This window comes from Pseudomonas petroselini, assembly GCF_045037875.1.
Lineage (GTDB): Bacteria > Pseudomonadota > Gammaproteobacteria > Pseudomonadales > Pseudomonadaceae > Aquipseudomonas > Aquipseudomonas petroselini.
The window spans coordinates 6,660,849-6,674,857 of the sequence record NZ_CP173614.1; the positions used below are offsets into that span (position 1 = coordinate 6,660,849).

The 14,009-nt window shown below is 58.9% G+C and carries 10 protein-coding genes; 7 read left to right on the forward strand and 3 right to left on the reverse strand.

Annotated features, from left to right (window positions below):
• The first annotated feature begins 44 nt into the window (after positions 1-44).
• From ACI512_RS30820 to ACI512_RS30830, 3 genes are all read left to right on the forward strand, one after another.
• Positions 45-1,190 carry an HD-GYP domain-containing protein gene (locus ACI512_RS30820; protein WP_405121481.1) on the forward strand — a complete coding sequence of 382 codons (1,146 nt, stop codon included), beginning with the start codon at positions 45-47 and terminating at the stop codon, positions 1,188-1,190.
• Between the two features lie 130 nt (positions 1,191-1,320).
• Entirely contained in the window at positions 1,321-3,483 is a 2,163-nt protein-coding gene (locus ACI512_RS30825) for a methyl-accepting chemotaxis protein (protein ID WP_064053096.1), read from the forward strand.
• Positions 3,484-3,629: 146 nt separating this feature from the next.
• Positions 3,630-5,063, forward strand: coding sequence for a glycosyltransferase family 39 protein (locus ACI512_RS30830; protein WP_236382520.1), 1,434 nt, complete (start codon positions 3,630-3,632; stop codon positions 5,061-5,063).
• 15 nt (positions 5,064-5,078) lie between these two features.
• On the opposite strand, the gene ACI512_RS30835 is transcribed toward ACI512_RS30830, so the two are convergent.
• Entirely contained in the window at positions 5,079-5,567 is a 489-nt protein-coding gene (locus ACI512_RS30835) for a TIGR00645 family protein (protein ID WP_010206662.1), read from the reverse strand.
• A 163-nt stretch (positions 5,568-5,730) separates the two neighbouring features.
• On the opposite strand from ACI512_RS30835, the gene ACI512_RS30840 reads away from it, so the two are divergent.
• Positions 5,731-7,554 (forward strand): hypothetical protein, encoded by a 1,824-nt coding sequence (locus ACI512_RS30840; RefSeq protein ID WP_236382518.1) that lies wholly within the window; start codon positions 5,731-5,733, stop codon positions 7,552-7,554.
• Between the two features lie 7 nt (positions 7,555-7,561).
• Here the strand turns inward: ACI512_RS30840 and ACI512_RS30845 are convergent, their stop codons facing one another.
• Both ACI512_RS30845 and ACI512_RS30850 read right to left on the reverse strand, forming a co-directional pair.
• Entirely contained in the window at positions 7,562-7,879 is a 318-nt protein-coding gene (locus ACI512_RS30845; RefSeq protein WP_015885972.1) for a hypothetical protein, read from the reverse strand.
• 374 nt (positions 7,880-8,253) lie between these two features.
• Positions 8,254-10,692: a Lon protease family protein gene (locus ACI512_RS30850; protein ID WP_236382516.1), complete on the reverse strand. Its 2,439-nt coding sequence runs from the start codon at positions 10,690-10,692 to the stop codon at positions 8,254-8,256.
• A 269-nt stretch (positions 10,693-10,961) separates the two neighbouring features.
• On the opposite strand from ACI512_RS30850, the gene ACI512_RS30855 reads away from it, so the two are divergent.
• From ACI512_RS30855 to ACI512_RS30865, 3 genes are all read left to right on the forward strand, one after another.
• The gene (locus ACI512_RS30855; RefSeq protein ID WP_015885974.1) at positions 10,962-11,450 is read left to right on the forward strand and encodes a DUF3015 domain-containing protein; all 489 of its coding nucleotides are present in this window, start codon (positions 10,962-10,964) and stop codon (positions 11,448-11,450) included.
• 92 nt (positions 11,451-11,542) lie between these two features.
• Positions 11,543-13,396 (forward strand): DUF4105 domain-containing protein, encoded by a 1,854-nt coding sequence (locus ACI512_RS30860; RefSeq protein WP_236382515.1) that lies wholly within the window; start codon positions 11,543-11,545, stop codon positions 13,394-13,396.
• Positions 13,397-13,569: 173 nt separating this feature from the next.
• Complete coding sequence (locus tag ACI512_RS30865; RefSeq protein ID WP_236383674.1) at positions 13,570-13,896, forward strand: chorismate mutase; 327 nt, start codon at positions 13,570-13,572, stop codon at positions 13,894-13,896.
• Positions 13,897-14,009 lie beyond the last annotated feature (113 nt).

Genomic DNA, 14,009 nt, shown 5'->3' on the forward strand with positions numbered 1-14,009 from the left:
GGCTCGCAAGAAACGTATAAGAACAAATCAACAGAGGTAATATCATGTTGAAATGTAATGAGTTCTACCATCTGGCGCCAGACAGCGAGGCAAGACCTTTCTGGCGGGACCGCGCGCGTCACGCGCAGTCGGCTATCCAATGCGCCCTGGGCTGCGGCGTACAGCCTACCCACTCGGTCCCCTTGCCTGATACGACCCCACCGCAGGACGTCACAGCCCCCCCGACAACCTCGACCTCCATGCAAGAGGAGCTGGTCACTGCACAGGCCATCTGCGCCCGAGCCAAGACCGCCGTGGTCGAGATGTTCAGCCACGCTCGCATGGGCCGAGCCCTGGAGCTTGAACACATCAGTACGCTGGTCGACGATATTTCAAGTTCAATCGCACGCCATCCCAATGCGTTTATCAGCCTGGCACGCCTGAAAAGTCTCGACGACTACACCTATATGCATTCGGTCGCCGTGTGCGCACTGATGATTGCACTGGCCAATCAACTTGCCCTACCCACTGCAATGGTGCGCAGGGTCGGGCTGGCCGGCCTGCTGCACGATATCGGTAAGATGGCGATACCCGGTGCCGTGCTGAACAAGCCAGGTCGGTTGAGCAATGACGAACTGCAATTGGTGCGTACCCATCCGCAGGAGGGTGAGAAAACCCTGCTGGGCACATCGCAGGTGTGCGAAATGGTCGTGGATGTATGCCTGCATCACCACGAGCGGTTCGACGGCACCGGTTACCCGGATCGGTTGGCAGGCGAACAGATCAGCCTTTTCGCTCGGATGGCCGCTGTGTGTGATGTCTATGATGCCGTCACGTCGGACCGTTCTTACAATCAAGGCTGGGATCCCGCCGTTGCCATCCAGCAAATGTCGACGTGGGAAGGGCATTTTGATGATGAGGTGTTTCGGGCGTTTTTAAAGGCTGTGGGTATTTATCCTGTCGGGTCCATCGTTCAACTAAAAAGCGGCACAATTGGTGTCGTCATTGAGCAACATGCCCACTCCCTGTTAACGCCCAAGATCAAATTATTCTTCTTGCCGGTTCTAAACATCTACATCACACCCAAAACAATCGATTTGAGCGACCCCACCCAGACCGATAAAATTATTGCGCGCGTGCCGTCACAGCGTTATGGCTTTAAAGATACCGAGCGTTTATGGCGCGATGAAGATACGCACACACAGAGTTAAGCACTCTACAGCTGTACAGCATTCCGATGCCTAAGCAGCACATGATCAAGCATTAAGCCTTGCGTGAAAAATATATTGGAATGTCGACATCCGATTATGTTGACAACTATTAGCGTGGGCGGGAAATACCATGAAATTCAAATCATTGCAGACTCGAATTTGCTTCACCGCCGGACTCTGCCTGTTTATCTCATGTGCGAGTCTGGTGTTGTATGGGCTGTACTCTTCAAACGCCAATCAAGCCTATGTGGGCACCGAAGTTTCAACATTGATTGAAAGCGCCACCATCCGCGAAATGCAAAACCTGGCGGAGTCCCGCGCCAACGCCATACAGGCCAAACTGCAGACTGCCCTGGATTCGGCTCGTACCCTGGCCAACACACTGGGCGCCAGCAAAAATGCACACAGTTCGCTGACATTAGGCCGTGATCATATCAATGCGATGTTGCTCAGCGTGCTCAAAGACAACCCGGACTTCAACGGCACGTATTCATGCTGGGAGCCGGATGCACTGGACGGCCAGGATCAAGCCTTTCGTAACAATGAAGGCGGCAACAACCCATTGACCGGCCGCTTCACCCCCTATTGGACGCGCAGTGCAGATGGCCACATCGCGGTACAACCGCTGGTCGAGTATGACTCCGACACACGCCACCCCAACGGTGTATTGAAGGGCGGCTGGTACTCCGGCCCTCGGGATACCCAGAAGGAAAGCGTGCTGGACCCCATCCCCTACGTGGTGCAAGGCAAAAACGTGTGGCTCACCACGCTGTCGGTTCCAATCACTGCCAATGGCACTTTCTACGGCGTCGTCGGCGCTGACTTCGACATTTCGTTTATCCAGAAGCTCAGCGAGCAAATGTCTGCCGACCTGTACGGCGGTAAAGGCTCCGTGTCGATTGTGAGCCATCAAGGGCTGGTGGTGGCCGACAGTAAACGGCCGGAACTGATCGGCCAGCCACTGAAGGGGTTGCTGCCCAACACCTGGGATAAGGTGCTGGCCAATGTGCAGAAAGGCCAGGGCGATAGCCGACTCAATCAAGAGTCCCAGGAAATCGAGGTGCAGATGCCCATCCCCTTGGGTCGCACCGACAAACCCTGGGCCATACTGATCCACTTGCCCAAGGCCGTGGTCATGAGTCAGGCCCTTGCCCTGGAGAAGGAATTGCAATCTCGCGGCTTCAAGAGCAGCGTATGGCAGGTTTCGGTCGGCGTACTCATCTCGGTAGCGGCATTGCTTGCTCTTTGGTTTGCCACCGCAAAAATCGTCGGCCCGATACGTGAAGCCGCCGCCTTGGCCGCCAACATCAGCCTGGGCGATTTCTCTCATCGCCTGGTGCAAAAGTCCGAAGATGAAGTCGGCCAATTGTCCTTCGCCTTGAACGATATGTCGGAAAGCCTGCAGCGCCAGGTCCGTGTAGCCGAGCGCATTTCCGAGGGAGACCTGGACCTGGAGGTACGCCTATCCTCCCCCAACGACACGTTGGGCAAATCGCTGGAAAAAATGGTCGGCAACTTGAACGCGTTGATTTCCCAAGTGCAGGCCAGTGCAACGCAGATCACCGGCAGCTCCGCACAGGTCACCGAATTGAGCCAGTCGTTGTCCGACGGCGCATCCAACTCGGCATCGTCCATCACCGAAATCAGCGCTGTCATGACCCAAATGGCGGCGCAAACCACCGACAACGCTGCCAACGCCAAAAAAGCCGACGAGCAATCCCAAGCCTCGCGAGCCGACGCAGGTGAAAGTGACAAGCTGATGAGTGAATTGATAGCCGCCATGGCGGAGATCGACAACTCGGGTAAAGACATTACCGCCATCATCACCACCATCGACAACATCGCCGCCCAAACCAACCTGCTGGCCTTGAACGCTGCAATCGAGGCTGCACGCGCCGGGGAGTTGGGTCGAGGTTTTGCAGTGGTTGCCGATGAGGTCAGGAGCCTCGCCGCCCGCAGCGCCGAAGCAGCCCAGCAAACAGCGGCGCTGATTGCGGACTCTTCGACCAAAACGCAGCGAGGCATGGTTATCGCCGGGCGCACGGCCGATTCGTTGAGAAACATCGTGACCGGCACCAGCACGGTTTCCAGTCTGGTCTCATTGATCTACCAAGCCTCCAGTGAACAGGCCTCCGGCTTGCAACAGGCCAGTATCGGGCTGGAGCAAATTGATGAAGTCACTCAGCAAAATCAGACCAACTCCCAGCAATGCGCAGTGGCCGCGCGGAACCTGTCGGAACGGGCCAACGCCATGCAGCAAGGGCTGAGCCGCTTTAAAGTCAAAGCCTCTTAGCGCCTCCAGCGAAGCCAGGGGGTGATCCCTCTGGCCCAGCGCCTTCAATCTGTTGTTTGTTCATCAAATATTAAGAATCGCCTCCCTATACTCACTGATTGCGGGCCGTTCCCCCGAGCGCCCCCCTGCTTCGGTAGCCACACCCTATGACGCGTACCGCTCCCCTCCTGCTCCTGCTGGCTGGTCTGTTGTTTTTCTTTGCCCTCGGTAACCATGAATTGCAAGGCTCCACCGAAGCCCGCGTGGCCGGCATCGCCATGGCCATGCACCTGGACAATAACTGGGTGGTGCCCCAGCTATTTCGTGAGCCCTTCCTGGAAAAACCGCCCCTGAGCCTGTGGATCGATGCCGCGGCGATTCGCCTGTTCGGCGGCACCACCTGGGCCGTGCGCCTGGCGTCGGCGTTTGCCGGGTTGTTCAGCGTGATGCTGCTGTATGGCATGCTGCGCAGGTTCGGGCGACCGCAGACGCTGGCGTTCAGTGCGGCCTTGATCCTGGCGACCATGGCCAGCTACTGGGGCAATGTGCGCGGCGTGGGTGAAGACTCGCTGCTTACCCTCGGCGTGACCACCGCGTTGCTGGCGTTCTACCAGGCCGTGCGGCCCGATCGTGAAGGCTCCAGCGCGGGCGCATGGGCACTGTTTACTGCAGGGATGGTGATCGCCACGCTCAGCAAAGGCGTGCTGGGCCTGGCGATGCCGGGCATTGTGATTTTTGTGTACCTGGCCATCACCAGCCTGATGGACAAGCGCCTGCGCATTGGCGATTGGCTCAAGCCTGCGCTGTTTACCTTATTGGCGTTGGTGCCGCTGGTGATCTGGTTGGGTTTCCTGTTCCAACGCGGCGGGCTGCAGGCCGTGGCCGAAGTGGTGTTGACCAACAGCGTCGGCCGGTTCAGCGGCTCGTTTGTCGAGGCCGGACACTACGAGCCGTTCTACTACTACATCGCCAAGTTGCCCGAAGCGTTCCTGCCCTGGAACATCCTGGTCTACCTGGGCCTGTGGCATTTCCGTAAAAGCCTGATGCGCAACCGCTACCACCTGTTCTTCAGTGTCTGGCTGGTGGCGCAGTTCACCCTGCTGACCCTGGCATCGAGCAAACGCACCGTGTACCTGATGGCACTCACTCCGGCCGCCGCCGTACTGGCTGCGGAATACGCACGGGTATTACTGGACTGGCTGAAAACTCACAAACCCGCACTGCACACACATCACAGAACCCTGGTGGGCGGCGTGTTCACCCTGGCCGTCGGTTGCTACCTGATTGCGGCCTTCTGGTTCGCGCCCAAAGCCGACGCGCACCACTCGTTTATACCGGTGATCAGCCAGGTGCAGGCATTGAAAGACGAAGGCAGGGAGGTGGTGTTGTTCCGGCCTAACGAGCGCATCGCCGGGGCCAGCGTGTTTTACCTGCAGGCCTATTTGCCGATCCTGCAAACCGAGGCGCAGTTGCACAACTACCTCAGTGCCAAGCCCGGCAACGTTGCATTGCTGGACCATACCGATGACCTGACCACCCCGGTCAAGGTGATCAAGCAGATGTCGATCAATCGCCAGCCTTACTACTTCGTGGAGGAGTAAGGCCAGCGCAGGGCATCAGTGCTTGGTGACTTTGTCCAGGTACCCCATGGCAAACGCCGAGACCACGAAGGTCATGTGAATGATCACGTACCACATCAAGTGCTGCGGATCGACGTTCTTGGCGTCCATGAAGATGCGCAGCAAGTGGATGGACGAAATCGCCACGATGGACGCCGCCACTTTCATCTTCAGCGACGAAGAGTCCATGGTGCCCAGCCAGTTGAGTTTCTCTTTGTTGTCATCGATATCCAGCTGCGAGACGAAGTTCTCGTAGCCGGAGATCATCACCATGACCAGCAAGCCACCGACCAGGGCCATGTCGATCAACGACAGCAGCACCAGGATCAACTCGGACTCGGCCATCGAGAACACGCTCGGCAGCAGGTGAATCACTTCCTGGAAGAATTTCAGCGCCAGCGCCAACAACCCCAGGGACAAGCCGAAATAGATCGGCGCCAGTAGCCAGCGCGAGGCGTACATAGCATTTTCGATAAAGCGTTCCATTGGATCTCACACAGCTTGGCTAGAAATGGCGGCGAGTATACCAGCCGCCACAAGACACCTGTCACCACCAGAAAACTGACGTGGGCGGCATCTGTAAGGGAATTTTTCTGCTAGTGTCGAGCCCAATAAATCGGCTCGATGACGTCGGACAGGAAAAACTCAGATGATGGATGTGCGATCCCCTTTGGCCAGTATCGGCCTGTGCGCGGCATTGCTGCTGGCCGGCGGCTGCTCCCCCAGCGACGAGCAGAAGCAGGCGACCCTCGAAGAGAAAACCGCCAAGTTCGAACAGTCCCTCGACAGCATCCAGGACCCCAAGCTGCGCGACGCCATCGCCGATCTGGGCGGTTCGTTGCTGTTACTGGAACGGGCTCAGGCCAAGCTCGCCACCAAGCCCATCGAAGCCGAATACGGCGAAGACAGCTTGGCGCTGCTCAAGCACTACCCTACGCCCCAGGCGCTGGTGGACACCTATATCAACGGCCTGTTCGTGCTGCGCAAGACCTCCCATTCCGACTATTTGACGGACTTGCAACCGGTCTTCCCGTTCACGTTCAATACGTCTGACCAGTTCCCCTTCCCCCATGGCCTGGAATGGCAGTCGGTCACCTTGAGCAACAACAAGGTCATCCCCTTCCAGCCGGAATGGTCGGAAACCGATCCCGGCATCCAACTGAGCCCCAGCAGCTCCAACTTGACCAACCCGGATGACCTGACGGTGACCTACCCGTTCATCGACGGCATCGAGACGGAAAACAAGAGCCAGCCCCAACCCGTCAACCTAAAGGGCACGGTCGAAGTGATCGCGCCGGGCAAGGTGTTGACGTTTGACCTGTCGAAAAAGGACGTGGGCCACACGCGTACCGAAGGCAATATCACCCTCAAGCTGCTGCTCCTGGAGAAGAATTACGCCGAGATCGAGCTGACCAACAGCCAAGCGTTGGCGCCGGAAGTCGGCGATGAATCGCCCAACCCGCTGCTGGTACAGGCACGGGACAGCACCGGGCAATTCCTCACGCGCTCCGGCTCGATCAATGAGAGCAGCGCGCAGGTGGCGTTCTACGAGAAGCAACTGGCCGAGATGCAAAAGCAGAAGGCCTGGTCGGACGCATTCGAAAAACAGCTTACCGATGAACAAAAAGCCTTCGAACACAAGCAGAGCAGCCATTACGCCAAGGTGTATTTCAATGGCGTGATCGACAACCTGCAGGTCAACGTACTGGATTTCTCCACCGCTACCCGCACCCGCAAGGACCTCGACCTGCCGGTGCTGCGTTTCGACAAGAACAGCCTGCAACAAACCGTACAGGCCTTGCCGATGCCGGTCACCGTGTATGACGACGGCGCCGCCAGTTGGCTCAAAGACGCGAGCATGACCGAAGAACAGTTGAAAAACAGCGTCACCATCAGCCAGTCGGTCGAAGACGCCAGCGCGGCGCACATCGTGTTTGACCATCCTTTCACCTTCAATGACGACCTGGTGGGCAGCGAGCGCAACAGCAGCGAATCACCGGTGACCTTCTTCACCGCCGACGAAAAAGGCGAGCGCGGCGAGCCGATCGAATTACCGACCGAGGCCTTCGAACTGAACCCGGCGCGCGGCACCCTCACCTACGATCTCAACCTGTTTCCGGAAAACCCGGCGTATGTGGTGGGTTCGATTCCGCTGTTCCTGGCGACCATCGAGAAAGCCGAGATAGACGTGGCCAAGCTGCCTAAAGGACTGTCGCTCAAGGACAACGCGCTGGTCGTCGACCAAAAGGAATTCCCCGCCGACAGCTGGCGCTTCTACGCCAAGGACGCCAGCGGCAACTACCTCAAGGAAATCCTCGGTGTGAGCCACCGCGCCGAGGAGTACGGTACGGCGATGTTTGACGTGCATTACTTCTACGGCCAGCCGACGACCCTGGAAAGTTACCAGCGCACCGACCTGAGCACCGTGCAATACGGCTTCGAAGTCAAACTGGACAAGCCCGAGAGCAAGTAACCGGCGCCTACAGGGCCAGTTGGTCATGCCCACCGTTGAGCTGGCGCAGATGGGCCTGCATGTGCAGGCACCAGATCTGCGGGTCGCCCGCCAGCTCATAGCCGTGCAGGGTCAGGCTGTCCACGATGGATTCGAGAATATTTTCCGCCACGAAAGGCCCTGGAAACGGGCCTTGGGACTTGATGGTGGACGGCTGTTCACCGGTCATTCCGGCGGCAAACAACAAGGTCCACATCCCGTTATCCCCCGCAAGAGGGCGAATGGAACATTCAATACGGGTGACCAGGCCAAAGCACTGGCGGGTGAGGCAGAGGTTGCGCGACATGGCGGCGGCCCTCGGTAGATCGGTGTTCAACCTGCGCCTGGGGCGAGGCTGTTTCTATCCAGCGACTCCTGTGGATATCCCTTGAGCTCAGAATAGAAGAAAACCACGACAAACCAAGGTTGTAGAGACCAACGGGCGTCGGCGCTAACGTCTCGCCAAATTTGTGACGGTTTTGCCCGTCATGTGGTGAGCGGGCTGTTGTGGTGAGCGGGCTTGCCCCGCGCTGGGCTGCAAAGCGGCCCCAGTGGGACCGGTGCGGTGTGTCAGTGAGATTGAATTGTTTGGTTTTGGGGCTGCTACGCAGCCCAGCGCGGGGCAAGCCCGCTCACCAGAACAAGCGTGCTCACCACAACAGCCCACCAGTCACGACACCATCAAGTCGGCTTGGCTTCCGCCAGCGCCTGTTGTGCCAACTCTTTCTCCGCTTCTTTCAGGTCCTCTTCGTTGATCATCTCGGCAATTGCCCGCAGACGCTCTACCACGCGCGCATTGACCGTGCCTTCGGGGAACTGACCTTCTGCATCCGGCTCACCGGCATCCTCGCCCACCAGCAGGCTCAATGCCTCATCCGCCTGGCGCACCGCATAGATATGGAACTGCCCGGCACGCACGGCCTGCAGCACCTTTTCATCGAGCATCAGCGTGGCGACGTTGGCCTGGGGAATGATCGCCCCTTGCTCTCCGGTCAGACCGCGCGCTTCACACAGGCGGAAGAAGCCTTCGATCTTCTCGTTGACCCCGCCCACCGCCTGCACTTCACCAAACTGATTGATGGAACCGGTGATGGCAAAGCACTGCTTGAGCGGGGTTTTCGACAAGGCCGAAATCAAGGTGCACGCCTCGCCCAGAGACGCACTGTCGCCGTCCACGTAGCCGTAGGACTGCTCCAGCGCGATGCTTGCGGAGATCGCCAGCGGGAATTCCTGCGCATAACGGCTGCCCAGGTAACCGGTGAGGATCATCACGCCCTTGGAGTGAATCGGCTGGCCGAGGTTGACCTCACGCTCGATGTCGACAATACCGCTGCCGCCCGGGTACACCGTGGCGGAAATCCGCGCCGGCACGCCAAAGGCCGAGTCACCGACTTCCAGCACCGTCAGCCCGTTGCACTTGCCCACCGCCGCACCGGCGGTGTCGATCAGGATGACCCCGGCGAGCATGTCGTCGAGAATCCGCGCCGAGACTCGCCCAGTGCGCGTGGCCTTGGCCTTGAGTGCACGCTCGATATGGCCGGCGTCGGTCATCTCGTCACCCGCCAGGTGGCGAATGAAATCCGCCTCGCTGACCAGCTGGAACAAGTCACCAATGCGCGCCGACAAGCGCCCCTGGTGTTCCGCCAAGCGTGCGCTGTAAGTGGCCAGCCGCGCCACCGCGTCCGAGGTCAGCGGCGCCATGCCTTCTTCCGAGGTGCGGGTTTTGAGCAACTGGGCGAACTGCTCCAGGCTTTCGTCGACCATCGGGATGTCTTCGTCGAAGTCCACCAGTACCCGGAACATCTCCTGGAAGTCCGGGTCGGCGTCCTGCAACGCGTAGTACAGCTGGCGGGAGCCGATGATGATGACCTTGACCTGCAACGGGATCATCTGCGGGTTGAGGGTCACGGTGGCCAGGCGGCCCAGCTCGCCCAATGGTGACTCCATCTTCAGCTTGCGCGACTGCAGGGAGCGCTTGAGGGCGTCCCAGACAAACGGCTCACTGAGCATTTTTTCGGCTTCAAGAATCAGGAAACCGCCGTTGGCACGGTGCAGCGCACCTGGGCGCAACTGACGATAAGTGGTGTAGAGCGCACCCTGATCGGTGCTGTATTCGATACGGCCGAACAGGTTGTCGTAGGTCGGGTGCGGTTCAAACACCACCGGTGCGCCACCGTTGACCGGATGGCCGACCACCAGGCTCGGGCAGTACTGTTCTTCAAGCAGCTTGCGCGCCTGGGCGTCGGTCTTGGCGTCGTCGACCAATTGCTCGACCACGGTCTTGAGCAGGTACACCTGCATGGCTTGCAGGTAACCGCAGACAGCCGCATTTTCCGCATACTTTTCCGACAGCGGTGCGAGCAAGGGCTGCAGGGCCAGGGTGATGGTTTCTTCGTTGAACTGGCGCAGTTGGTTGTTGGACTCACGCTTCCACTGCGGCAGGCTGGCCAGTTCTTCGTTGAGGCGCTCTTCCAGCTCGGAAATATCCGTGTGGAAACGCTCACGGTCGGCTTCCGGCAACTGCGAGAACTCGGCCTCATCCAGCGCCTTACCGTCGAGCATCGGCGTGAACGCGATGTTGGTGCTGTCACGGTACAGCGCCACGTCCTTTTCCAGGGCCAGGCGTTCGATCACGTCCAGTGCCTTGTCGTAGCGCTGGTTGAACGCACGGTCGATGGCGCTTTTGCGCTGTTGATACGTCGGGTGCTCGAAGACCGCCGGGAAAGTGGCCACCAGGTTGTCGACCAGGCCGTTGATATCGCTGATGAACGCCGCTGCGCCGCCGCCCGGTAATTCCAGGGCACGCGGTTCGCGAGGCTCATCGAAATTGTTCACATAGACCCAGTCCGCCGGGGTCTGCAGGCGCTTGCCTTCGGCCTTCAGGTAGCGTTTGACGAACGAAAAGCGGCCGGTACCCGGCTCGCCCATGACAAACACGTTGTAACCAGGGCGTGGCATGGCCACACCGAACTGCAAGGCTTCAACCGCACGTTCCTGGCCAAGCACACCGCGAAAGGGCTCCAAATCATTGGTGGTCGAGAAGCTGAACTGTTCAGCGGAGAAAGGGCGAGTCAGCGCTTCGGGCGCTAGACGCAAGCTGGCAGCAACAGGATCAGGCATCGGGCTTCCTTACATCAGGCGGGGCAGATGACGGCATTCTGGCTCCCGCTTACGCGCTCTGGCAAGGCGCGCTTGAGGGAAAGCAATAGACGCGGGATGCGTCTTGCAAAAAAAACGCGACATCGCGAATTGTTTTATAAAAACACACGGAACCCTTGGAACGTGCCTAAACTCCAAACTGCGCGGGTTGGACTAATAACCGATCCCTGGGGCGCTATGAAGTGCCTGAACCCTTGTCCATTGGTTTGCACACAATAGAGAACAAAGCTATGAAACGGATCCTTCTCGGTACTCTCTTCACCGTCGTCTCCCTCAATGCAATGGCAGAAGCACCAGGTGGCCCGAACTGCGGTTGGGGCAACATGTTGTTCGAAGGCCAGCGCGGTACTCCAGCTCACTTCCTGGCTTCCACCACCAACGGTACTTCGGGTAACGCCACCTTCGGCATGACCTCGGGCACCAACGGTTGCAGCACCAACAGCGCCCTGACTTACGGCGGCAAATCGTGGATTGCCATGAATGGCATGATGAACGAGCTGTCCGAAGACATGGCCAAGGGTAACGGCGAAGCGCTGACTACCTACGCTGTGGTACTGGGCGTTGCGCCTGAAGATCGCGAGCACTTTGCTGCCGTGACCCACGAGCACTTCCAGCAGATCTTCAGCAAGGCTGACGTGACCGCTGACGACGTGCACAACAACACCATTGCTGTACTGAAAAGCGATGCCCGTCTGGCGAAATACGCTACCCAGGCTTAAGCTCGATCCGCCCGCGTCTTTCGAGGCGCGGGTTTTATTTTTTCGACCTGTCCCCCTTGGGTCTTTTTTTTATTCCGACTTAAGTAGCCCCCATGCTCAAACGCCTCGCTTGCCTGGCTCTCTTCGCCTGCGCCCCGCTGCATGCGGCCCCGCACCTCGATGATCAACGTTTGCAGCAACTGGCCAACGACCCTTTCTGGTTGTCTTTGGGCCACTACGAAGCCGGAAAAATCAGTGGCTGGCGCAGCTATGTCAGCGAAAAAAAGTTTTTCCTCGCCGCTGACGGCGCCCACCACCCGGACGCCGAACTCAAGGCCACGGTCGATGCCCTCTACGCCCCGGCCAGCCTGGGTGAAAAACACGCCCAATGCGTTTACCCCGCGCGCACCCGCTGGCTCAAGGACCAGTTGCACCTGGCCGACCTGCCCGCTGTCGACTGCAAAGAATTCAAACAGTGGTTCAAGGACGTTGCGCCCCACAGCGCGGTGATGATCTTCCCGGCGGCCTACCTCAACAGCCCGTCGTCGATGTTCGGTCACACCCTGCTGCGCATCGACCAGGCCGACGTGCAAAGCAACAACACCGCCTTGCTCAGCTACGCGATCAACTTCGGCGCCTACATCGAAGGCTCCGACAACAGCATCCTCTACGCCTGGAAAGGCCTGATGGGCGGTTATCCCGGCCTGTTCGCGCTGGTGCCTTATCAGGAGAAGTTGTCGGAATACCGCAGCCTCGAAAACCGCGACCTGTGGGAATACCGCCTCAACCTCACCCAGGTCGAGACCGAGCGCATGGTCGAACACGTGTGGGAACTCAAGCAGATCCAGTTCGACTACTTCTTCTTCGACGAAAACTGCTCCTATCGCCTGCTGGAACTGCTGCAAGTGGCCCGCCCCGGCCTGCGCCTGACCGAACAATTCCCGCTGACCGCCATCCCCACCGACACGGTAAAAGCCGTGAAGGACGCCGGCCTGGTCGAGAAAATCGACTATCGCCCCTCCCGTGAACGCGAGTTGCTGGAACGCGCCAAGCCGTTGGACAGCGACGAGCAACAATGGGTATTGAAGGTCAGCGACGACCAGAAGCAACTGCAGGAGCCGGCTTTCAAAGCGCTGCCCCGCGAACGCCAGGCCCTGATCATCGACGCCGCCTACCGCCTCGGCCGCTACCGCGCGAATGGCTTGGAACGCGACACCGAACGCTCCCAACGCAGCTTCGAACTGCTGCGCGCCATCAACCAGAACCCCGCGCCTGACCTGAAAATCACGCCCCCAGGCCTGCCGGAAAACGGTCACGAATCGCGCACCTGGCAAGCCGGCATCGGCACCCGTGGCGACAAAGCCTTTGGCGAATACGGCCTGCGCATGGCCTACCATGACCTCAACGACAACGCCGAAGGCTTCCCGCTGGGCGCGCAGATCGAAATCCTGCAAATGAAACTGCGCCAGTACGAAGGCAACCACTGGCAACTGCAGCAACTGGACCTGGCCACCATCCGCTCCCTGACCCCGCGCAACGCCCTGTTGCAGCCGTGGTCATGGCAAGTCACCGGCGGCCTGGAGCGAGTACCGGGCAAGCACGACGACGAAACCCTGGTCGCCCACGTCAACGGCGGAGCCGGCAGCACCTGGCAACTGCGCGACGACATGCTCGGCTTCGCCCTTGGCACCGTACGCGTGGAACACAACAACGACTTCAACGAAGCCATCTCCCCGGCGGCCGGGTTCAACACCGGTGTGCTGTGGAAGAATCCGCTGGGCAACCTGAGCCTGGAAGCCAAGGGGGACTTCTTCACCAACGGCGAAGTGCGGCGCAGCATCAGCCTGAACCAGCAGTGGGAGTTGTCCCGCAACCTGGGCCTGCGCCTGAGTGCACAGCGCGAGTACAGCCATTTATCAACGCCGGTGAATGAAGTGATGCTTGAAGTGAAGTGGTATCACTACTGATCGGTAAGACCCGGCGAGGATCCAATGTGGGAGGGGGCTTGCTCCCGATGGTGGTGTGTCAGTTAAGTATCCAGTGACTGACATACCGCTATCGGGAGCAAGCCCCCTCCCACATTTGTCTCGCGTATATTCAGATGCATGGCGTTGCCCGCCCAATCAGGAGTTCCATCAACATGGCCGTTATCTGCACCAACCTCGAAGAAATACGCGCAAACATCGATCACCTTGACCAACAGATCGTCACCCTGCTGGCCGAACGCGGCCGCTACGTATGCCAGGCCGCGCGCTTCAAAAAAGACGCGGATGGCGTCAAGGCACCGCAACGGGTTGAACAGGTGATAGCCAAGGTGCGGGGTATATCGGAGACCGTGGGTGCCAATCCCGAGGTCACTGAACAGGTATATCGAGCGATGATTGCGGCGTTTATTCAGTTGGAGTTGGCTGAGCACGCCGCTCCAAACGCCCAAAGAGAACCAGCGCTTACACATACAAATTCTTAGCTTGCTTCTAACTTATTGAAAAATAGTCAGGAAATTTCGGACATTTTTTTAGCTTTTTTCAATCAAGCCAAACTGCCTCCGACCTCATCCTCTTTAAGGGTGTTTTGGACTAG